This is a genomic window from Bosea sp. BIWAKO-01 (assembly GCF_001748145.1).
In the GTDB taxonomy this organism is placed as follows: domain Bacteria; phylum Pseudomonadota; class Alphaproteobacteria; order Rhizobiales; family Beijerinckiaceae; genus Allobosea.
Genome location: NZ_BCQA01000001.1, coordinates 5416856 through 5437339, shown reverse-complemented (window position 1 = coordinate 5437339; position 20484 = coordinate 5416856). Strand labels below are relative to the sequence as shown.

The window sequence follows — 20484 nt, the reverse complement described above, 5'->3', positions numbered from 1 at the left end:
ACGACGTCAGAAATCCGTGAGCAGCCGGCTCCAGCTTTCCGATGCAAGCCCGCCGAAATAGATCTCGTTGCGAAGCGTGGCGTCCTTGATCTCGGCATGGCGCGTGACCAGGCAGAAATAGCCGCGGTGCTTGAAGGACAGCCAGCGCTGCCGCGATATCGCGTTCATCAGGAATGGCTGCGCCATCCCGTTCGCCTGGGCATAGCCCTCTGCGTCCAGATGCGCGAGCATCTGGCCGGTGACGTCGAACTCGTGGCCCGCCGCGCACAGGAGGTTCAGGACGTTGGCTTCCCGACCCTTGTTACCGAAGAAGAGGAACGCTCCGATCACGCGGCCGTCCTCGGCGATCACCGTCCTGTACTGCAGGGAGCCGAGGCGCTGGTTCAGCGCGGCGACGCTGACGAGCCAGTCGAACTCAGGCTTTGACCAGACCGGACGGACTGGAAAGCGTTCCATCATTGGACCGGCACAGCGGAAGAACTCGTCGGGGCTGACGCTGATCGTCCGGCAGCCCGCCGCCGCGGCCGGGGCCAGCGAAGGCCTTCGCCGGCGCAGCAGGCCATCGAACGGGCCGAGAAAGCGCAGGACGCCAGGGGACCGCGACAGCGGCACGTAGCGGCTCCACGCGATCGCCCCGGCAGCGAGCGGCCGGAACGTGCGGTGCCATTCGAGGCTCTGTATCGGCAGAACCGCACCGCCTCCGGCAACCCAATGATCGGCGCTGACGGGCGAGGAATTGTCGGAGAAGCAGAGATCCTGCCGGGCAGCGCGCATCTGGCGGGCAAGGCGCGCCGCGCCGGCCGCTCCTTCCTTCCCATCCGCCATGAAGGCGCAAAGAAGCTTGGCGATGATCGGCCGACCATGGACGGTGAACTCCATGGGAAGAGCAAGAATGGCGCTGGCAACGTTGCCGGCAGCACCGTCATAGACGATGCTACCGTGCTCCGGCCGGTAATGCGGGCTGCCGAAGAAGACCGTCTCGAGATATCCTTCCAGATCCGGCGCGACCTCGCTCCTGTGGCTCCGGAAGGTCCTGCTGAACAGCTGTGCGATGATTGGAATATCGCGCTTCGTCATCGGGCGGACGCCACAGCCGCGCGGAGGGCTCTCCTCGCCACCGGTCGCGAGGGATGACTGCAGATTCGGTTGCAGGTCAGCGTCCATGCGCGATTCCCGCAGAGAGACCTTGCTTGCGGGCCTGCTCCCTGTCCCTGTTCACGACATGCAGGAGTGCCCCCCAGGCCGCAGCCACCATGGCGATCTCGATGACGTAGAATGAAACGAACGTTCCGGTGGGCGGCGCATACCAGGTCGCGCAGGCGGCAACCGCAGCGCCGATGACGCTGCCAAGCCCCATGACGGCGGCGCGGGTCGGCTGGTGGCCCGACGCTCCGAGCGCCTCCACCGCCACGGACCACATCGCCAGCGGTATCACCACCCAGCAGAGAGCCCTGACGAAGGAGACGAGCGAGACATAGTCCTTGCCGAACAGATAGGGCAGGACCGGCGCCAGCACGAAGACGGCGATCGCCGCCGGGATGCTGATGGCAGTGGCTGCGACGAGAACCTTCCTGACGCGGGGCAGGGCGTGCTGCAGGCCGGCGGCGGTAGCCTTGGCCGACCCCGGGTAGACAAGGCGATTGAGCGCCTCGACCGAGAGATAGCTGCTTTCCAGCATCCTTCGCGCCACGCTGTAGCTCGCCATGATTTCGGCTGTCGCAACGAGGCTGAGCACAAGCAGGTCGGCGTTCTGCCGCATCGCACGCAGGATGAAGGGAATGCTGAAATAGAGCCCGAGCGGCAGCTCTTCGCGCACGATCCGGTATTTCGGCTGGCCCAGCCCTCGAATGGCACGCCAGCATGCCAGCGCAACGAGCACATGGCAGGCAAACTGCCACACCACCCAGTTCGCGAGCGTCGAAACACCGAAAACGATGCAGGCAAGGCAGGCGGCGATCGTCCGCGCGACGGCGAAGCTGACCACCACCGTGTTGGCCGAGCCGAAATCGGAATGGGCGATGAAGATCTGCTCGGCCAGCACGATGATGCGGACCAGCATGATATTCGTGACGAGCATCAGGGTGATCACTGCGACATTCGTCGCCGGATCGCTGGAAAGCGTGAAGAAGAAGGGCAGAACCACCGCCCCGAGCAGGACCAGGACCACACCGCTGGCGGCCGTCAGGATGATGTTGTGGCCAAGCATGTCCGGATAGATCGCCCGGTCGCGCGCCACGCGGCGAACCAGGCACTCCATGGCACCGAGCCCGCACATATGGACCGCGATGTTCGAAATCGCGGTGATGGCGACGAAGAGACTGAACTCATGGACGCCGAGCCAACGGGCCAGGATGGCGAAGGTCAGAAGCTGGGCGGCGGAACTGATGACGAGGCTGCCGCCGGACGCGGCATAGGACACGAGCATAGGCAGAAACGCTCTGCGATGACTCGATCCTTTCGCGTTATCCGAAGCCATCCGGTCCTGCCTTTGACAACAACCGAGATAGCGGCACTCGGTGGCGTCCACCATCGACAATACGGCCAGTAACACGCAGAAATGATTGTGCGGTTAACACTCTCCGATCACTTCATTTCAGCCTCCGTTTACCTGACCGCCATAGTTTCGCGCGGATGAATAAGGCGCTCAGCAAGGGAAGGGGCGTTCATGCCGGACACAGCGTTGGATTTCGACGGCAAGCCTCGGCCCGGCCTGCATCGCTTCATGAGCGTGAACCTGGAGCTGGCGCCCGACGTTCTCGTGCCACGCCAGGAAACCGAACTCCTCGGCCAGAGAGCCGCCGCGATCCTTCGCGAACGCGCCGCTGCCGAGCCGATCGTGATCGACATGTGCTGTGGCTCGGGCAATCTCGCTCTGGCGATCGCAGCCGAGATTCCGTCGGCGCGCGTCTGGGCCGCGGATCTGACCGACAGCACGGTCGAGCTCGCCCGCCGAAACGCGGAGCGCCTGGCATTTCAGCACCGTGTCACCATCAGGCAGGGAGATCTGTTCTCCGCTCTCGCAAGCGATGGCCTGGAGGGAGCCGTCGACCTGATCGTCTGCAACCCGCCCTATATCTCCACGTCGCGCCTTGAGGGGGAGAGCGCCCATTTGCTCGAGGCCGAGCCGCGCGAAGCCTTCGACGGCGGCCCTTATGGCATATCGATCCACCAGCGGGTGATCCGGGACGCCGTGGCGTTTCTCAAACCAGGCGGCTGGCTGCTGTTCGAGTTCGGCGAGGGCCAGGATCGCCAGGCGGCGGCGCTCATTGCCAGGACCAAGGCCTACGAATCCATGACCTTCGCCGCGAATGAGGCGGGAACGCCGCGGGTTGCCCTTGTCCGCAAGCTACAGGAGTTCGAGCAGGCATCGACCGAAGCGACAGGCCGACCGGAATGAGCGAAATCCGCCCGCTGCTCGCCGCCGATATCCCGGCGGTTACGGGGCTCTTTCAAAGGATATTCCGGGATCGCGGCGTGCCTCCACCGCCCACGCTCGCGACTTATCTGCGTCGACACTATCTTGAATCGCCTGGCTGCGATCCCGAGATCGCTCCCCTCGTCCATGTGTCTGGTGAGGGCGATATTTCGGGCTTTGTCGGTGTCAATGTGCTGCCGATGAGCCATGGCGGCCGCAAGCTGCGGGCCGCGATCTGCGGTTCGCTGATGGTCGAGCGACGGGCGAGCGACCCGATGGCCGGTGCCCGACTGCTCAAGACCTTTCTCGCTGGGCCGCAGGATCTCTCGTTCAGTGAAACCGCCAGCGAGATCTCCGCGCAGATGTGGACGAGGCTGCGCGGGATCACCCTGCCGCAGTACAGCCTGGACTGGGTCCGCATCATCCGGCCATCGGCCTTCATGCTGGACCTGGCCGCGAGCCGGATCGGTGCGGTGCGGCTGCTGAACCCGGTCTCCCGGGGGCTCGATCGCTATCTGCGCGGCCGGATGCAGGATAACGATCTGCGCTGGTCGGGCGTGCCGGCAAACTGGAATGTCAAAGGCGGCCTCAAGGTCGCAGAAGTCGATCAGCCCGGCTTTGCCGCGCTTGTCGCTCCGCTGACGGAACAGTTCGCGCTGCGTCCGGATTGGTCAGGCGAACAACTCGCCCACATCGTCGCCGAGGCGTCCGAGAAGCCAGATTATGGCGAGGCGGTGTATGCGTCCGTCACCGCGGCCAGCGGGGCGCCGATCGGCGCCTTTCTCTATCACGCCCGCCCGGGGCGGATCGCGCGCGTCCTTCAGGTTCTTGCCAGGCCCGGGCAGGCAGGCCCGGTCATCGATTGCCTGATCGGTCACGCGGCGACGCGCGGCGTAGCGGGGTTGCGCGGCCGTACGCAGCCCGCATTGCTGGAAGCCATGCTGGGGCGGCGCATTGCCTTCAGCCACATCGCATCGACAGTCGTGCATTCGCCCGATGAAGAGCTCGTTCAGGTCTTCCGCAACGGGCAGGGCTTTCTGAACGGCTTGGCGGGCGAGCATTGGAACCGCCTGAACGGCGGCAGCTTCGACTAGTTTTCGCGCACCGAAGACGGACAGGCCGCCGCCAGTGCGCCGGCCTCAATGTGCGATTTCACCCACCGGGCGCACGAGCTGCGGCCCCAGGTGCAGGTAGCGGGTCGCCTTGCGCTTGGCTGCGATATCGGCCCAGACCCGTTCGACCTCGACGGCAGTCAGCTGCGTGGCTGTGCCGACCTCTTCGGCGGAGAGGCCGTGATTGAGCCCGTAGAGGCACAGATCCATGCGGTCATAGGGCAGTGAGAAGTAGAACTCCTCCTGCGTCTGCTCGAGGGTGTAGGTGTCGGTCGTCGGGGGCCGCCTGCGGATCTCGTCGGGGATGCCGAGATGAGCCGCCAATGCATAGACCTGACTCTTGTAGAGATGGGCGATCGGCTTCACGTCTGCGGCACCGTCGCCGTTCTTCACGAAGAAGCCCTGATCATATTCGAGCCGGTTCGGCGTGCCGAGCACGGCAAAATTCAGCCGGTCGGCGTGATAATATTCGATCTGCTTGCGCGTGCGCTGCTTCATGTTGGTGGCCGCGACGATGCCGAGATAGACGGCAGGCGGCATGCGCAGCTTCGTCTGCCGGCCTTCGGGGTCCTGAACGACCAGATACGAGATGTTGTAGCCGTCGCCCGAGAGCGAGCTGGCGATGACGATCTTGGAGGCCCAACCCGGCCCGTACGCGGGTACGAGCTCGCGGATGAAGCCGTCTCGTCGTTCATAGCAACCCATGGCCTGCAGCGTCGGGCCGATATCCTCGACCGCGGCCTCGATCCCGAACGTGTAGGCGACCAGCCGGCCGAGCCGAAGGCTTTCAGGGTCTGAATCGTTCTCCGGCATGAACAGGCAGAAGACGTTCTTGGCGCCGACGGCGCGGACCGCCAGCGCGACGGAGACGCTGGAATCGATGCCGCCGGACAGGCCGAGCACGAGCCCGCGCTTGCGCATGCCGCGCAACTGCCCGCGCAGTTCGGCGACGATCCGCTCCGTCTCCGCGGTGTTGTCGATCGTCAGGGTTGCTGCCGAGAAGGCGAGCAAACTTGGGGCAGGGGGGAGGTTCATTCCGCTGCTCCCAGCGTTTCGGCGGCCAGCCTGCGGCTGACCTTTCCTGTATCCGTCTTCGGTAGTTCGGTGCGGAAAGCGACGATCCGCGGCACCATGAAATCCTCGAGATGGACAGCGCAGTGGCGAATGATGTCCCGCTCGGTCAGGCTCGCATCCGACAGGACGACGAGGGCGGCAATGGCTTGGCCGAGCACCGGGTCGGGCACGCCCATCACCACCGCTTCCGCGATGCCTGGATGGCCGTGCAGCACCGCTTCCACTTCCTTCGGGGCCACCTTCTCGCCGCGCGTCTTGATGATGTCGTCCTTGCGGCCGACGAAATAGAGGAAGCCCTCCTCGTCCGTCCGGAAGAGATCGCCGGTATGGAGGCGCTTCTCCCATGGGTTCGGGCCGGGGCGCAGCATCTGTGCCGTGGCCGCCTCATTGCGCCAATACCCTTGCATGACATGCGGGCCGCGGATCACCAGCTCGCCCGGCACGCCCGGAGCCACGCGGTTTCCCTCATCGTCGACGACCAGCGCCTCGGTGTTGGGAATGGCGATCCCGACCGAGCCCGGCCGGCGGCCCAGTTCTTCCGGCGGCAGATAGGTGCAACGCTTGCATTCCGTCAGGCCGTACATCGAATAGAGCCGTACGCCGGGGAACAGTTCACGCAATCGCGCAATATGGGCGGGCGGCAGGGCTGCGGCCGTGTTCGAGAGATAGCGCAAGCTCGGCAGGAAACCTGGCTCGAGATCGCGCATCTGCAGGATCATCGCGGCCATCGTCGGCACGAGCGGGAAACCAGTGACATTCTCGGTGCGAATGCGCTCGAAAATCGCCTGAGGGAAGGCGAAGGACTTTTCCAGGACGAGGGTCGCCCCAAGCTTCATCGCCATGAGGAATTGGTAGAGGCCGTAGTCGAAGGCCAGCGGCAAGACGTTGAGGATGATGTCGTCAGGCGTATTGCGCAGATAGGTCGTGATCGAGTCGGCCGCCGCGTCGATATTGCGATGCGTCATCATCACGCCCTTGGGCCGGCCTGTGGAGCCCGAGGTGTAGATCAGCATGGCAAGGTCGATATCGATGCCGCCGTGACCGACTGGAGCGGGCGAGCCCTTCAGGCAATCCTCGAAGGGCACCGCGCCTTCGAGCGACCCGCCGGCCGGCGGCTGTGTCGAAGCGACAAAGAGCGCCTGCCCGGGCACCAACGCGCGCGCCTGCGTCACGACCGGCAACAGTTTCGCCTGCGTCAGGATCGCGGCGGCCTCGCAATCCCCGATGACATAGGCCAGCTTGTCGGCCTTGGTCGAGGCGTTGATCGGGCTGAAGGTCGCGCCGGCCTTGAGAACCGCGAAGATCGAGACGGCGGCTTCCCAGCAATTGTCCATGAAGACGAGGACGCGGTCGCCCCGCTTCACGCCGCTTGCGGCGAGCGTGGTGGCTAGCCGGCTGGAAAGATCATCCAGCTCGTCATAGCGGATCCGCCTCTGGTCAGTGACCAGCGCCGTTTTCGCAGCCTGTGCGGCGGCGTTCGTGACGAGGAATTGCTCGATCCGCATGAGCCTGTTGCTCCGCCCCTAATCGTCACGCCGTGACCGGCGCGGCCACCTTCGACGCAATGAAAGCCGAGATGCGATCAAGCGAATCCAGGTTCGCGGGCACGATATCGGCATCGGCCACGGTGATCCCGTAGCGATCCTCGATGAAGGCCACGAGCTCCAGGACCCCGGTGGAATCGATGACGCCGTTCTCGATCAGCGACGCCGTACCGGAGAGTTCATGGTTGGTATCGCCGAACAGGAAGTTCTCGACGACGAAGGCCTTCACGCTGTCCCTGATTGTGTCGCTCATGTCTTTCCCTTTCATGGCCGGGTTCAGGCGGCTTCTGATCTGCGGCCGCTCGTGCCGGTGAATGTCTGCAGCCAGAGCTGCGTCGAGAGGATGCCGACAAAGGCCGCGTTGTCGCGAAAGCCGGAGGCCGGGCGCGCGCTGCATTTCTCGTGCAGCTTTGCGACGGCCCTGGGATTGAACAGGCCGCCGGCTGCGACCTGCGCCTCGCCCATGGCTGCCTGGACATAATCGGCGGCCCCCGTCCCGACGAAGGAGTGACTGTCCGGCGCGCGATAGGGCTGCTTTGCCCGTCGGCTGATCGAGGGCGGCAGCAGATCCTTGGTCGCTTCCCGCAGGATGTGCTTCTCGACCAGCCCCTTCAGCTTCATCTCGGGGGGAAGCCCGGCGGCGAACTCGACCAGTTGATGGTCGAGGAAGGGGAAGCGCCCCTCGATGCCATGGGCCATCGCCATGCGGTCGCCTTGGCTGGACAGGATATAGCCCGGCAGCAGGAAGCGGGCCTCCAGATACTGCGCCTGATGCAACGGGTGCCAGCGGCTGAAGGCTTCCGGCAGACGCGAAGCGAGTTCCTCGGCCGCGTCGTAGCCCGATAGCGTGGCCCGCAGGTCGCCCGAGAAGAACAGCTTCGTCGCCGCCGTCCCGTCGAGCCGCGGCCGGTGCGAGAACAGCGGGTCGTCGAGTGCCGCGCCGCCCGCCCCGAAGAAGGACGCGAGATATTCTGCGGATTGCTGCCTGAGGCCAGGCAGATAGGGGTAGAGCTTGCGAAACAGGTGCGGCCTGATCCGGGAGCCGGGCTGCCTGCCGCAGAAGCGCCGAACCCGCGCCTCCTTGAAGATGTCATAGCCGGCAAAGACCTCGTCCGCGCCTTCCCCCGTCAGCACCACCTTCAGCCCGGCCTCGCGCACAAGGCCGGACAGTTTGAAAAGCGGCGCAGGCGCGGTTCTGAGGATCGGCCGCTCGGTGAAACGGATCACGTCGGGAAAGACCGCGGCGATATCGCCCTCGCCACAGGCGACGGAACTGTGCTGCGTCCCGAGCGCCCGGGCCATCTCCATCTGGAAGGCGCTCTCGTCATGCTCGGCGCTGTCGAAGGTGACGGAAAAGGTCCTGAGGCCGCCCGGCGCCATGCCCGCCGCGAGCGCGGAGGTGATCGAGGAATCGAGCCCACCCGAGAGATAGGAGCCGACCGGGACATCGGCCCGCATGCGAATACGGGTCGCCTCGGTCAGCAGCGCGCGCAGTTCCTCTGCCGCAGCGCGTTCATCCGTGTGCCGGGATGGCGCCTCGCGGTCGGGATAATCCAGGCTCCAATAGGGCCGCGTCGAGACGCTGCCCTGCTGGACGATCATGAGATGCGCGGGCTCCAGTTCGAAGATGTCGCGGAAGGCCGTGCGCGGCGCGATCGGCGCCCATAATGTGAAGATCTGGTCGAGGGCGAGGGGATCGATCTCCGCACTCACGCCCGGGACCTGAAGAAGCGCCTTGACCTCCGAGCCGAAATAGAACCGATCGCCCTGCCGTGTATAGAACAGCGGCCGGACGCCCATGCGGTCCCGGGCCAGAACCATGCGGCGGCGCCGGCTATCCCAGAGCGCAAAGGCGAAATCGCCATTGAGGACGGACAGGCAATCCTCTCCCATCTCCTCGTAGAGATGCAGGATCACCTCGGTGTCGCTCGATGTCCGGAAGCGGTGCCCTTTTGTGCGCAGCTGCTCGCGCAGTTCGACATAGTTGAAGATCTCGCCGTTGAAGGCGATCGTCAGCTCACCCGTCGCATCGGACATCGGTTGCTGGCCGTCCCCCAGGCCGACGATCGACAGCCGGGCATGCCCGAGACCTGCATCCTTCGCGATGAAGAGCCCTTGCTCGTCGGGGCCACGATGCGCGATCGCGGCCGTCATCCGTTCAAGGAGTTCCCTCCCATCCCGGACTGCGCCGAAATAGCCCCCAAATCCGCACATGCCGAGATACTTCCAGGTCCTTCGTCTCCGTTGAACCATAGCCAATCTGGGCCGAGCAAGCGTTAACGCTGCGGGATATCCATGCGAATGGTAAATTTCGAAGGATCCGGCAAAGCCCCAAGTTCTTGATTAGACTTCGGATCAAGATCGAAGATCGTGCTCCCAATGGGCCTGATGACGCAGATGGACCTTGCCTGAGATCGAGGGCCGGATCGTCGTTTCCACATGCGGTGCTCGTGCTGCGATTAACGTAAAATTCAGGGCCGGAGCATACCCCTAGGGCATGTTTGCGGGGGATAGGCGCGTCTCTTCCGTCTAGAGTTGCGTGCTGAGGGCGAAGCGGGATGTACGGGCCGAAGGAGTCGGAGCAGCGACAAGCGCCTCTGCCGACAGGCCATTCGCGGATTGGCTCGGAATCGCTGCGCGATGATGTAGCCTCGTCCTCCACCACGCGCTCGGATTCCCTGCAGTCGAGCCGGGGACAGGGCTCGCTCGGGAGCGGAAGCCCGATTTCCCGTCTCCGCTTGCTCGCCGATGTCGGGGCCGACGACATCCTCGTCTGGCTGCGGCGAGGAATAGGCCTGATCGTTGCCGCCATTGTCATCTGTGTCGCCGCGGCGCTGATCTATGCGGTCACGACACCGCCTCGTTATACCGTCTACACCGATATCCTCATTGACCCCTCAAACCTGAACGTCGTCCGGGACGACGTCTTCACGTCCAATCCGCAGCGTGATGCGCAATTGCTCGAGGTCGAGAGCAAGCTCCGGGTCCTGACCTCGCGCAACGTCCTGGCACGGGTCATAGACCGGCTCGACCTGACCAACGATCCGGAATTCGTGCAACCTGGCTATCTGTCGGCGCTCAGGAGCCTGATCTCGTCCAGGGATGCCAGTCAGGACAATCGCCTTGCCGTGATGCGCGCCTTGGCTGAACGGGTCGAGGCGCGGCGCGAGGAGCGCTCCTTCGTCGTGGTCATGAAGCTCTGGGCAGAGGATCCCGAGAAGGCTGTCGCGATATCCAATGCGATTGTCGAAGCCTTCGAGGCCGAGCTTTTCCAGTCGGCGGCCGAAAGCGCCGGCCGGGTGGTGAAGAACCTCAATAACCGTCTGGACGAGTTACGCCGCAACGTGACCGAGGCGGAGCGGAGGGTCGAGGATTTCCGGCGCGCGAAGGGGCTGCAGTCCAATAATGGCGAGCTCGTCAGCACGCGACTTTCGGGCGAGCTCAATACGCAGGTTCTGGAGGCGCAGCAGCGCTTCATCCAGGCGGAATCGCGCTACCGGCAGATGAGCGCGGCGATTGCAGAGCGGCGGGCAGCCAGCGCCTCCATCTTCGATTCCACCACCATGACGAGTCTGCGCGCGCAGTATAATACGCTGCAGCAGCAGATCGGGTCGATCAGGGCGACCTTCGGCGCACGCCATCCGCAGCTGATTACCGCGCTATCCGAACAGCAGGTGATCGAGGGTGCTCTGTCCCGCGAAGCCCGCCGCATCCTGGAAGGCGCGAAAGCTGACTTCAACCGGGAACAGACGACGCTCAGAGCGCTGCAGGACAAGGCGGGCGACGGGAAATCCAACGTCTTCACCGACAACGATGCCGAAGTGCAGCTGCGCGATCTGCAGCGCGATGCGCGCGCCAAGGCGGCGATCTACGAAAGCCACCTGGCACGCGCCCAGCAGATCGGTGAGCGCCAGCAGATCGACACCAGCAATGTCCGCGTCATCTCGGCACCGATGCCGCCCAAGGCGCGCAGCTGGCCACCGCGTACGCTGATACTGCTGGTGGCGGCGGCCATGTTGGGCCTCATGCTCGGGATTGCGGCAGCCCTGGCGCGGGGAGCCTGGATTTATATCCGTGATCCGCAACCCACAGCTGCTTGATGTCGATTTCGACCATACAGCGAACTGCCGACGACGAGATGGCGGATCGAGCGCACACGTTTCGGGATCGGGTAGGCACCTTCCTGTTCGTGGCGATCTTCCTGCTGTTCTGGATCTCCCTGAATCCCTTTGTCGACCTGTCGGGTGAGGCCGTCCTCGACCAGTCCGCGCGTGCCTCCAGCGCGCTGAACCAATTGGTCTCGCTTGCCCTCTTCTTCGGCATGCTGGGATTTGGCCTACTTCACCCACTGCGGAATACAATATTACAGCCGAGAGCATTGATCGGGCTCATATTCGCTTGGATGATTGTTGTATCTGTAACTTCAAAATACCCATTTCAAGGAATAAAGGGAATTATTCTGGCCGTCATGGTCACGGCGAATGCAAGTATATTTCTGTTGCTACCTAAAACCGAGAGGCATTTCGCAAAATTACTTGGAATTTGCTGCCTTATAATTCTTTCTATCTCCTATTATGGCGTCTTGTTCAAGCCGTCACTCGCTATCCATCAGGCTTCAGAGGTATTGGAAACAATCAATGCCGGCCTATGGCGTGGCCATTTCAGGCACAAGAACGATGCCGCGGTTGCTATGGTGGTCGTTGCCCTCTTCGGCATTTTTGTCATGAATGTCTGGTCACGAACCGCGGGTATCTTGATCGTCTCGTTAGCCTTCCTCTTCCTCCTCAATACAGGTGGAAAAACGTCCACCGCTATGCTGCCGGCGGTTCTCGTGCTGGCCTGGATCTTCGAGAAAGCGCGCTCGCTACGCATTCCGGTCGTGATCGGCGGGGTGGGGCTGTTCAATCTCTTTGCTGTCGGATCGGCGGTCTTCAGGCCGCTCGGGGAGTTCGTCACAGACCTCGGAATTGATGCCACCTTCACGAACAGGGCGGATGTCTGGCGCCTTACATTCTCAGCGCTCGCTGAGCATCCATTCGCAGGTTACGGGATGAAGGGCTTCTGGCAGACGTCCCAACTCGTGAACAGCGGTGGCTCGATCGAGACTTGGGCAGTCGCCGCAGCCCACGCCCATAATTCGTATCTCGACACGATCTTGATGATGGGAATTCCAGGGCTCATTCTGACGTTGATCTGGGTGATAGTACTTCCGCTCTATCACATTTCACGCATAGGCCCGGCCGACGAGCATTCACATCTCACGCGGCTCTTCGTCCGGATCTGGCTGTATGTCATTTTTCATGCCGGCCTGGAGAGCTTGTTCTTCGACGGCGCAAGTCCCCTTTGGTTCACATTCCTGGTCGCGATCTACGGCCTGTCCCTGCAAACCTCCGCTGCTCTGACCACGGGAACCTACCCCGGGACGCAAAGGACATTGGCGCATGCCTAGCGTATCCGAACGCCTTGGAGCGAAGGTCGACAGCCTGAGCAACCGGCTGATCTGGGGGTTTGCAGGCTCCAGGCGCCGTCTGGAGACGGACACCCCGCTGGTCTCCTTCACCTTCGACGACGTTCCAGATTCTGCCCGCAGCGAGGGAGCATCGATCCTCGAGAAATATGGCGTGCATGGCACGTTCTATATCGCCGGAGGCCTTGCGGGGCAGGTCGAGCCGGACCGCGTGCTGATAACATCGGAAGGCTGCCGGGATCTGGCCGAACGCGGTCACGAAATCGGCTGCCACACCTTCTCGCATCGCAGGATCCGCGACATTCCCGGCGCCGATCTGGCGCGCGATCTGGACCGCAATGCCGACTATCTCGCGCAAGCCGGCATTTCCGTGGAGCCTGCCAATTTCGCCTTTCCCTACAATGCGGCATGGCCTCTGGCGCGCCCCGAATTCCGCCGGCGCTTCCGCACATGCCGCGGGGCAGGCGAAGCCATCAATCGCGGTGCGGTCGATCCCCTGATGCTCAAGGCCGTCGAGATTCGCCAGCCCGATGCGGAGGCGCGCGCCCTGACACGCTGGATCGACGCGGTGGTCGACATGCCCGGCTGGCTTGTCTTCTTCACGCATGAGATCGCACCGGACCCGACACCTTATGGCTGCACGCCGTGCACATTCGAGCATCTGGTGCGTCACGCCGTCGAGCGTGGATGCACGGTCCTGCCTGTCGATCGCATTCTGGATCGGATCGGCTGGTGAGAAGCCCGCACGCGGCAAAGCCCCAACCTGCGGGGAAGCGCCTGCTGGCGATCAATAACTATTTCTACCGGCGCGGCGGGGCGGAGGCGGTCTTCTTCGACCACATGACGATGTTCGAAAGGATCGGCTGGGATGTCGTCCCCTTCGCCATGCAGCATGAGAGCAATGAGCCCTCGCCATGGTCAGGCTATTTCGTCTCGGAGATCGAATATGGTCGCCCGACGAGCCCGTTGCGAAAGGTCGTCCAGGCGGCCAGCATCATCTATTCGCTCGAAGCGCAGCGGAATGTCGCGCGCCTGATCGAGCAGGCGCGACCCTCGGTCGCCCACGCCCATAACGTCTATCACCACCTCTCCCCGGCGATCTTCGCAACCTTGAAGTCGGCTGGGATTCCCGTGGTGATGACGGCGCATGACCTGAAGCTGGCCTGTCCGTCCTACAAGATGCTGCGCGACGGAAAGATCTGCGAGGATTGCCGCGGCGGCCATATCTACAACGTCCTGCGCCATCGCTGCGTCAAGGGATCCGTGCCGTACAGCGCCCTGGTCCTGGCGGAAACGATGGTGCATCGCTCGCTTGGCCTTTACTGGGAGAAGCTCGACCGCATCGTCGTTCCCAGTCGCTTCTATCTGGAGAAGCTGGTCGAATGGGGCTGGCGCCGCGAGCAACTGGAATACATACCGAACTTCGTCGATGTCGAGCGTTACCGCAGCGACTGGGAGGAGGGCGACTACTTCGTCTTCGCCGGCCGCCTCGCGCCGGAAAAGGGTCTGACGACATTGATCAGGGCCGCTGCTCTCTCGAAGCAGCGACTCGTCGTGGCCGGTACGGGGCCGGATGAAGCGGCCCTTCGCCAGTTCGCCGGCGAAATGGGCGCGGATGTGAGCTTCGTAGGGCATCTGTCCGGGCAGGATCTGCACCGCCTGATCGGGCAGTCCCGCGCCCTGGTGCTGCCCTCCGAATGGTACGAGAACGCACCGATCAGCATCCTGGAAGCCTATGCGCTCGGGCGCCCCGTGGTCGGCGCCGCCATCGGCGGCATCCCGGAGATGATCCGGGAGAGAGAAACCGGAATGCTGGTGACCTCGGGAGACGCGCAGGATCTCGCGCAGAAACTGGCTAATCTGGCTGCGCTCTCGGCGGCAGAGCGCGCCAGGATGGGAGCGGCAGGGCGGCAATGGATCGCAGCGGACTTCTCCGCCGCCGCTTTTCGCGACCGCACGTTGAATCTCTATGCCGCGCTCGGAGCCGCCTGAGAAACCACGAGATAAAAAAGCGATGTAAAGGTTAACGATTAGAAAACACGCTAGACGTAGGACTGTCTATTGCGGATGGCCGCCCGCGTTCTGTAAAATTCATCGAAATCAGGTAGATGGTTTTTCCAGAACACTGGGCTCCACTCTCTACCTTCCCAAGAGGAATCTCTCCGAGGTCCGGCGCCGAGCTGAAAGCACAATGCTCTTCAGCATCGTCGTTAAAGACCGGCCGGGCAGCGATCGGCGGAGGCGTCATTGACCAGTCTTCCCTTCGAGGGGCCTCCCGCACGGCCGGTGACCATGGCAGATCAGGATACGCGACGGCGCGTCATCTTCCTCGGATTGCGCGGCATCCCCAATGTTCAGGGTGGCGTTGAAAAGCATGTCGAGATGCTGGCCGGCGAGATGGCCGAATGCGGCTGGAACGTCGAAGTCATCGGCCGACACCGTTATCTGCCGTCTGTGCCTTCTCCCGCGAACGGTATCCGTGTCTTCTCGCTCTGGGCGCCCCGCAAGATGGCGCTGGAGGCTATCGTCCATACCTTCCTGGGCGTTTGTTTCGCGGCGGTGCGCCGGCCGGACATCCTGCACATTCATGCGGTTGGACCGGCATTGATGGTGCCTCTCGCCCGCCTCCTGGGCATGAAGGTGGTCGTGACCCATCACGGCTACGACTACGATAGACAGAAATGGGGTGGCGTTGCCCGGCGCGCGCTAAGACTTGGCGAGTACCTCGGCATGCGCCTGTCCCATGGGCGGATCGCCGTCTCGCGCCAGGTCGCCCAGACCATGAGCTCCCGATACGACACTTCGGTCAGCTTCGTGCCGAATGGTGTGGCAATGTCCCGGGGCGAGCTTCAGACCGGCGTCCTGGCGGAGTTTGGCCTGCAGCCCAAGCGCTATGTCCTGCTCGCCGCCCGCCTCGTTCCGGAGAAGCGGCAAACGGACCTCATCGAAGCATTTGCGCGGAGCGGCCGCTCCGACCTTCGCCTGGTGCTGGCGGGTGGCGCGGAGTTTGAAACCGCCTATTCCCTGCAGGTCAGGGAAATGGCCCAGGCCGTGCCCGGCGTCGTTTTGACCGGTTTCCAGTCCGGCGACAGGCTTGCCGAACTCTTCGCCAATGCCGCGCTCTTCGTCTTGCCGTCGAGCCATGAGGGGATGCCGATCGCGCTCCTGGAGGCCATGGCGTCGGGCCTTCCGGTACTCGCCAGCAATATTGCCGCGAACCGGGAGCTTGGCCTGCCTCCTGAGGATTACTTTCCGCTTGGCGATGTCGATGCTCTCGCGGCGGCGATGATGGCAAAGATCGCCAATCCGCTCAGCGAGGAGCAGGCCCGCTCCCAGATCAAGCGGGTGGAGCTGGCCTATAGCTGGCCGAACGTCGCCCAGAAGACGCTGGAGGTCTATCGGACGCTGCTGGCGAAATAGGCGGGCTTCCATTGTGATCGAGAGCGCGCGATAGAGCGCTCGCAGCTCGCCGCCCCATAGCCAGAGATCGACGGACCATGACATTCAGGAGAGTTCTACGCGCCCTGGCATGGTTCACGCTCACCTTCATCGCTTACGCAACCTTGTCCGCCATCGAGCTGCGTCCGAGAATCGGCGACGCCGTTCATCTCGAACGGTTCGGCGCATTCGGGCTCCTGGGTTTCCTGTTCGCCACCGCCTATCCCAGGCGGATTGGGATCGTGCTCCTGCTGACCGTCGGGATCGCGATAGGGCTGGAGCTCTTCCAGATGCTGTCGCCCGACAGGCATGCCCGGCTGGGAGATGCGCTGGTCAAGATCGCCGGAGGCGTGAGCGGCGTCGCGGCGAGTTGGCTGTCTGCCCGCCTGCTGCCGGGGCTCACTGCCTGCCTGGATCGTGAGCGGCTCAGGGGGTAGGCATCTCGCTGCACCTGCGGCAGGCGTCCGGCCGGCATGCTATCGTTGTTGGGAGGAGGGCGATGCTCTCGATGATACAACTGATTGCAGCCTATTCGGACGCAGTGATCCTGATCATTTGCGGATTATCGACTGCGGTGCTGGGGGTATTGCTCGCCGCCATTGCACGTCGCCTATGGTTCGCCCGGCCTCGGGACGCCGTCGAGGAACCCAACAAGCTCGCCGAGGTCGTTCATGGCAGTCTGCTGGCCTTCTCTGTTTTCGTGCTCGCCCTGATGCTTGCGGATGTCCGTGTAAATCTGGCGCGTGCTGATGATGCGGTTTCGCGTGAGGGCTCCTATATCGCGCGCCTCGATCGGGATCTCGCGAGTCTCGACGGGAGCGGGCCCGAGGCGGCGCGGAAGGCCCTGCGAGACTATGTCGGCGCCGTGACCCGCGATGAGTGGCATTCCCTCTCGACTGAGGATGCCGGGCTTTCTGCGACCGCGGATCGTGCGCTCGCTGCGTTGGTCCTGCAGGTGCGCAAGGTTGCGGTAGAGAATCCGGACGCGGCCTCCTCGCTACGCGGATTGCTCGACAGGCTGGAGGAATATCGCCAGGGGCGGCTCGAAACTGCGACCAAGAGCGTGCCGGGGATTTTCTGGTGGATGATCCTGGTCTTCCTGCTCGGCGCGATGCTGATGAACGGCCGCTTTTACCTGAACCCTGCCGCCATCGCCCTGATCGCCGCGCATATGGGCGCAATTGGCATGGTGCTCGGCCTCATCATCATCATGGACGAACCGTTCAGAGGCGAATCGAGCATTTCATCGGCGCGGGTGAGCCAGGCCATCAAGAGCCTGCCCTAGGCAAGGCGCTCCCAGGCGGACCTGGACGCGCGCCTCGCAAGGCAGGCACGCATTCCCCTAGGTACAGATCGACTGGCGTCTCCGGCTGTGGTGCATTGCGCCGGGGCTCAAAGGGAGAAGCGCGTCATGGCTACCTATGTCGTCCTCGCGAACTTCACCGATCAAGGTATCCGCAACGTCAATGACAGCGTCAAACGCCTGGAGGCATTCCGGGAGATGGCGAAATCCAAGGGGATCACCGTCAAGGACGCCTATTACACGCTCGGCAAGTATGACGTCCTCGTCACCGTGGATGCTCCCGACGAGATGAGCGCCACAGCGCTCAGCCTTGCCGTTGCCAAGCTCGGCAACATCCGCAACCAGACGATGCGGGCTTTCACCCCGGCCGAGATGACCACGATCCTCGGCAAGGTCTGAGCAGGCCGGAGCGCGGCGCGTCAGGTCGCGCTGCGCTTCCGTTTCAGCGGAATCCTTCGCTTCTTTCGCGCGGTTTCCCCTGGCGGGGGCGGCTTGCCCGCGCTCTCGTCATGGGGTGCGACTGCGCTGGCCACGTCCTCGAGCTCGCGCAGCAAGGTCTGCAGAATAGCGAGTTTCTCGTCGCCAAACCGACTGGTGATGTCGCGGTAGATCGCTTCCGAGACCGGCGTCACCGTTTCGATCAAACTGGCGCCGGCCGGGCTGATCGTGATGATGGAGCGACGCAGATCGCGCTGATCGGCCCCTCGCGTGATGAGGTGTCTGGCCTCGAGGTCGACGAGGATCCGCGACAGGCTCGGCGCGAGCAGGAAAGTTGCGCGCGCGAGGTCGGTCACCTCGAGGCTGGGCACCGAGTTCAGCGCCCGCAGCACCCGCCATTGCTGCTCCGTGATTTCAAATTGCCGCAGCGACGGCCGAAAGCAGCGCATCACCGCTTCGCGCGCCCGCAGCAGCGACATCGGCAGGGATTTCGAGAAATGGCGAAGATGGACGCGCGTCCCACCTTGCGAGGAATCATCGGGGGGTGGAGCGGAGCTTCTCAAACGTGGTCCCTTCCGGGGCGGGTGGGCAGGATCAGAGCAATGCCACCATTCTAGCGGTTCGCGCCGGCAATCGCTTGCTCAAATTAATTTAACACGTTAATTTAATTTCGAACACGAGGCGGGTGCGCTTATGCCGCATATCATAGTCGAATATTCGGCCAATCTTGAGCCGGCGCTGTCGCTCCGCCGGGTGGTCGACAAATTGCACCAAACAGCACTCGCAACCGGGGTTTTCCCCATTGGCGGCCTGCGGACGCGGGCCGAACGCCGCGATATCTTCGCAATCGCCGACGGCGATCCGACCCATGGTTTTGTTGCCGTTCTGGCTCGGATCGGGGAGGGCCGGGATGCTGCGACCCGCCGGCGGGTCGCCGAAGCGCTGATGGCGACGCTTGAAGCAGAAACCGCCGACCTGTTCAGCAAGATCGGGCTCGGTCTCACGGTCGAGGTCCAGGAGATCGACGGGACGGCCTCGCTCAAAACCAACAATCTGCACGAACGCCTCGCGCGCAAGGGAGGCCTCGCATGAACCGGGCCATCGATCCGAAATTCGCCAGCAATCTGATCGGGGCCGAGCGCGCCATGGCGCGCTTCCTCACTGGCGGGGTCGTTCCGCATGTCATTGCCGGAGAGCGCGTGCTCTCCGCCACGGGCGCGACCTTCGAAACGCTCGATCCGACCACCAATGACCATCAATGCACCGTCGCCTCCGGTGGAGCAGTGGAGATCGACCTTGCTGCCCGCGCTGCCGAGGCGGCCTTCAAGGTCTGGCGCGATGTTCCAGGCGCGACGCGCCGCAAGATCCTGCATGCGATCGCCGATGCGATCGAGGCACGAGCCGAGGAGATCGCCTTCGTCGAGAGTTGCGATACGGGCCAGCCGATCCGCTACATGGCCAAGGCTGCACTGCGCGGCGCCGAGAATTTTCGCTTCTACGCCGATCGTGCCACCGAGGCGGGCAACGGGCTTTCGCTGCCCGATACCGACCATATCAACTACACCATCCGCCAACCGATCGGCCCCGTCGGCGTGATTACGCCGTGGAATACGCCTTTCATGCTGTCGACCTGGAAGATCGCACCGGCACTCGCGGCCGGCTGCACCGTCGTCCATAAGCCGGCCGAGTGGTCACCGCTCTCCGCGGTCATCCTGACCGAGATCATGGATGAGGTGATCTGCGCCCATGGATTGCCCGCAGGCGTCGTCAATCTGGTGCATGGGCTCGGCGAAGAGGCTGGCAAGGCCCTGACCGAGCATCCCGCGATCCGGGCGATCGCCTTCGTCGGCGAGACCACGACCGGCTCGCACATCATGGCTCAGGGCGCAAAGACGCTGAAACGCGTGCATTTCGAACTCGGCGGCAAGAACCCGGTGATCGTCTTCGACGATGCCGACCTGGACCGGGCGCTCGATGCGGTGCTCTTCATGATCTACTCGCTGAATGGCGAACGCTGCACGTCGTCCTCGCGCGCGCTGGTCCAGCGCTCGATCTATGACGCTTTCAGCGAAAGGGTCGCCGAGCGTGTCCGGCATATCAAGATCGGCCACCCGCTCGATCCGGCAACCGAGATCGGGCCGCTGATCCACCCGCGTCATGCCGAGAAGGTGCTGTCCTACCCTGCGCTCGCACGAGAGGGCGGGGCGCGCATCGCCTGCGGCGGCGGGCGGGCGGTGGAGGGGGCCGGCAATTATGTCGAGCCGACGCTCTATGTCGACGCTGCAACTGGCATGCGGATCGCCCAGGAGGAGATCTTTGGCCCGGTCCTGACCATGATTCCCTTCGAGGATGAGGCCGATGCGGTTCGGGTCGCCAATGACGTCCGCTACGGGCTGGCCGGCTATCTCTGGACCCGCGATATCGGCCGCGCCCACCGTGTCGCTCGCGACCTCGAGGCCGGCATGATCTGGGTGAACTCCGAGAATGTGCGGCATTTGCCGACCCCGTTCGGAGGCGTCAAGAATTCCGGCATCGGCCGTGACGGCGGCGACTATTCCTTCGATTTCTACATGGAGACGAAGAACATCGCGGTCGCCTATGACAGCCACAAGGTTCCGAGGCTCGGGCTCGGAGGCTGAGTGGGGATGCGACGGATGTAAACGGGAACGGTGGTCGGAGCCGTGCTGCCGCCC

19 protein-coding genes are annotated in these 20484 nt (G+C 63.6%); 12 read left to right on the top strand and 7 right to left on the bottom strand.

Going from position 1 to position 20484, the window contains the following annotated elements; translation table 11 throughout:
- Positions 1–6 precede the first annotated feature (6 nt).
- Positions 7–1164: a GNAT family N-acetyltransferase gene (locus tag BIWAKO_RS25395; RefSeq protein WP_069881018.1), complete on the bottom strand. Its 1158-nt coding sequence runs from the start codon at positions 1162–1164 to the stop codon at positions 7–9.
- A complete protein-coding gene (locus tag BIWAKO_RS25390; protein ID WP_069881017.1) occupies positions 1154–2476 on the bottom strand; it encodes a lipopolysaccharide biosynthesis protein in 1323 nt (440 codons plus the stop codon). Before BIWAKO_RS25390 ends, BIWAKO_RS25395 begins: the two co-directional genes overlap by 11 nt.
- 189 nt (positions 2477–2665) lie before the next feature.
- Between BIWAKO_RS25390 and BIWAKO_RS25385 the strand changes: the two genes are divergently transcribed.
- Positions 2666–3397, top strand: a complete 732-nt coding sequence (locus BIWAKO_RS25385) for a N5-glutamine methyltransferase family protein (protein ID WP_069881016.1) — start codon at positions 2666–2668, stop codon at positions 3395–3397.
- Positions 3394–4509 (top strand): hypothetical protein, encoded by a 1116-nt coding sequence (locus tag BIWAKO_RS25380; protein WP_069881015.1) that lies wholly within the window; start codon positions 3394–3396, stop codon positions 4507–4509. The genes BIWAKO_RS25385 and BIWAKO_RS25380 overlap by 4 nt, the downstream gene beginning before the upstream one ends.
- A 45-nt stretch (positions 4510–4554) precedes the next feature.
- Here BIWAKO_RS25380 and nadE read toward each other — a convergent pair whose 3' ends face one another.
- The 4 genes from nadE to asnB are packed head-to-tail and all read right to left on the bottom strand — an operon-like array spanning position 4555 to position 9359.
- Positions 4555–5562, bottom strand: coding sequence for an NAD(+) synthase (gene nadE / locus BIWAKO_RS25375; RefSeq protein ID WP_069881014.1), 1008 nt, complete (start codon positions 5560–5562; stop codon positions 4555–4557).
- Positions 5559–7106, bottom strand: a complete 1548-nt coding sequence (locus BIWAKO_RS25370) for a class I adenylate-forming enzyme family protein (protein ID WP_069881013.1) — start codon at positions 7104–7106, stop codon at positions 5559–5561. Before BIWAKO_RS25370 ends, nadE begins: the two co-directional genes overlap by 4 nt.
- 25 nt (positions 7107–7131) lie before the next feature.
- Entirely contained in the window at positions 7132–7398 is a 267-nt protein-coding gene (locus tag BIWAKO_RS25365; RefSeq protein WP_069881012.1) for an acyl carrier protein, read from the bottom strand.
- Between the two features lie 23 nt (positions 7399–7421).
- Entirely contained in the window at positions 7422–9359 is a 1938-nt protein-coding gene (asnB, locus tag BIWAKO_RS25360; protein WP_069881011.1) for an asparagine synthase (glutamine-hydrolyzing), read from the bottom strand.
- Between the two features lie 509 nt (positions 9360–9868).
- Here asnB and BIWAKO_RS25355 point away from each other — a divergent pair.
- The 8 genes from BIWAKO_RS25355 to BIWAKO_RS25320 all read left to right on the top strand — a co-directional run bounded on the left by BIWAKO_RS25355 (position 9869) and on the right by BIWAKO_RS25320 (position 17752).
- A complete protein-coding gene (locus BIWAKO_RS25355; RefSeq protein WP_069882778.1) occupies positions 9869–11245 on the top strand; it encodes a GumC family protein in 1377 nt (458 codons plus the stop codon).
- 38 nt (positions 11246–11283) lie between these two features.
- Positions 11284–12594 carry an O-antigen ligase family protein gene (locus BIWAKO_RS25350; RefSeq protein ID WP_069882777.1) on the top strand — a complete coding sequence of 437 codons (1311 nt, stop codon included), beginning with the start codon at positions 11284–11286 and terminating at the stop codon, positions 12592–12594.
- Positions 12587–13348 carry a polysaccharide deacetylase family protein gene (locus tag BIWAKO_RS25345; RefSeq protein ID WP_069881010.1) on the top strand — a complete coding sequence of 254 codons (762 nt, stop codon included), beginning with the start codon at positions 12587–12589 and terminating at the stop codon, positions 13346–13348. Before BIWAKO_RS25350 ends, BIWAKO_RS25345 begins: the two co-directional genes overlap by 8 nt.
- Positions 13345–14604: a glycosyltransferase family 4 protein gene (locus BIWAKO_RS25340; RefSeq protein WP_069881009.1), complete on the top strand. Its 1260-nt coding sequence runs from the start codon at positions 13345–13347 to the stop codon at positions 14602–14604. The genes BIWAKO_RS25345 and BIWAKO_RS25340 overlap by 4 nt, the downstream gene beginning before the upstream one ends.
- Before the next feature lie 300 nt (positions 14605–14904).
- Positions 14905–16032 (top strand): glycosyltransferase family 4 protein, encoded by a 1128-nt coding sequence (locus BIWAKO_RS25335; protein ID WP_069881008.1) that lies wholly within the window; start codon positions 14905–14907, stop codon positions 16030–16032.
- A gap of 77 nt (positions 16033–16109) precedes the next feature.
- Positions 16110–16487 (top strand): VanZ family protein, encoded by a 378-nt coding sequence (locus BIWAKO_RS25330; RefSeq protein ID WP_069881007.1) that lies wholly within the window; start codon positions 16110–16112, stop codon positions 16485–16487.
- A 71-nt stretch (positions 16488–16558) separates the two neighbouring features.
- Positions 16559–17335, top strand: coding sequence for a bestrophin-like domain (locus tag BIWAKO_RS25325; protein WP_210185093.1), 777 nt, complete (start codon positions 16559–16561; stop codon positions 17333–17335).
- A gap of 126 nt (positions 17336–17461) precedes the next feature.
- Entirely contained in the window at positions 17462–17752 is a 291-nt protein-coding gene (locus BIWAKO_RS25320; protein ID WP_069881005.1) for a GYD domain-containing protein, read from the top strand.
- A 20-nt stretch (positions 17753–17772) separates the two neighbouring features.
- On the opposite strand, the gene hpaR is transcribed toward BIWAKO_RS25320, so the two are convergent.
- Complete coding sequence (gene hpaR, locus BIWAKO_RS25315; RefSeq protein WP_084651801.1) at positions 17773–18270, bottom strand: homoprotocatechuate degradation operon regulator HpaR; 498 nt, start codon at positions 18268–18270, stop codon at positions 17773–17775.
- A 214-nt stretch (positions 18271–18484) separates the two neighbouring features.
- On the opposite strand from hpaR, the gene BIWAKO_RS25310 reads away from it, so the two are divergent.
- Positions 18485–18883 carry a 5-carboxymethyl-2-hydroxymuconate Delta-isomerase gene (locus BIWAKO_RS25310; protein ID WP_069881003.1) on the top strand — a complete coding sequence of 133 codons (399 nt, stop codon included), beginning with the start codon at positions 18485–18487 and terminating at the stop codon, positions 18881–18883.
- Positions 18880–20430 (top strand): 5-carboxymethyl-2-hydroxymuconate semialdehyde dehydrogenase, encoded by a 1551-nt coding sequence (hpaE, locus tag BIWAKO_RS25305; protein ID WP_084651799.1) that lies wholly within the window; start codon positions 18880–18882, stop codon positions 20428–20430. Before BIWAKO_RS25310 ends, hpaE begins: the two co-directional genes overlap by 4 nt.
- Positions 20431–20484 lie beyond the last annotated feature (54 nt).

Coding starts and splice junctions, on each gene's coding strand:
- BIWAKO_RS25365 (WP_069881012.1), bottom strand. CDS start 7,398: ATGAGCGACACAATCAGGGACAGCGTGAAGGCCTTCGTCGTCGAGAAC.
- BIWAKO_RS25390 (WP_069881017.1), bottom strand. CDS start 2,476: ATGGCTTCGGATAACGCGAAAGGATCGAGTCATCGCAGAGCGTTTCTG.
- BIWAKO_RS25370 (WP_069881013.1), bottom strand. CDS start 7,106: ATGCGGATCGAGCAATTCCTCGTCACGAACGCCGCCGCACAGGCTGCG.
- hpaE (WP_084651799.1), top strand. CDS start 18,880: ATGAACCGGGCCATCGATCCGAAATTCGCCAGCAATCTGATCGGGGCC.
- BIWAKO_RS25380 (WP_069881015.1), top strand. CDS start 3,394: ATGAGCGAAATCCGCCCGCTGCTCGCCGCCGATATCCCGGCGGTTACG.
- asnB (WP_069881011.1), bottom strand. CDS start 9,359: ATGTGCGGATTTGGGGGCTATTTCGGCGCAGTCCGGGATGGGAGGGAA.
- nadE (WP_069881014.1), bottom strand. CDS start 5,562: ATGAACCTCCCCCCTGCCCCAAGTTTGCTCGCCTTCTCGGCAGCAACC.
- hpaR (WP_084651801.1), bottom strand. CDS start 18,270: ATGTCGCTGCTGCGGGCGCGCGAAGCGGTGATGCGCTGCTTTCGGCCG.
- BIWAKO_RS25345 (WP_069881010.1), top strand. CDS start 12,587: ATGCCTAGCGTATCCGAACGCCTTGGAGCGAAGGTCGACAGCCTGAGC.
- BIWAKO_RS25395 (WP_069881018.1), bottom strand. CDS start 1,164: ATGGACGCTGACCTGCAACCGAATCTGCAGTCATCCCTCGCGACCGGT.
- BIWAKO_RS25325 (WP_210185093.1), top strand. CDS start 16,559: ATGATACAACTGATTGCAGCCTATTCGGACGCAGTGATCCTGATCATT.
- BIWAKO_RS25320 (WP_069881005.1), top strand. CDS start 17,462: ATGGCTACCTATGTCGTCCTCGCGAACTTCACCGATCAAGGTATCCGC.
- BIWAKO_RS25385 (WP_069881016.1), top strand. CDS start 2,666: ATGCCGGACACAGCGTTGGATTTCGACGGCAAGCCTCGGCCCGGCCTG.
- BIWAKO_RS25350 (WP_069882777.1), top strand. CDS start 11,284: ATGGCGGATCGAGCGCACACGTTTCGGGATCGGGTAGGCACCTTCCTG.
- BIWAKO_RS25310 (WP_069881003.1), top strand. CDS start 18,485: ATGCCGCATATCATAGTCGAATATTCGGCCAATCTTGAGCCGGCGCTG.
- BIWAKO_RS25330 (WP_069881007.1), top strand. CDS start 16,110: ATGACATTCAGGAGAGTTCTACGCGCCCTGGCATGGTTCACGCTCACC.
- BIWAKO_RS25335 (WP_069881008.1), top strand. CDS start 14,905: ATGGCAGATCAGGATACGCGACGGCGCGTCATCTTCCTCGGATTGCGC.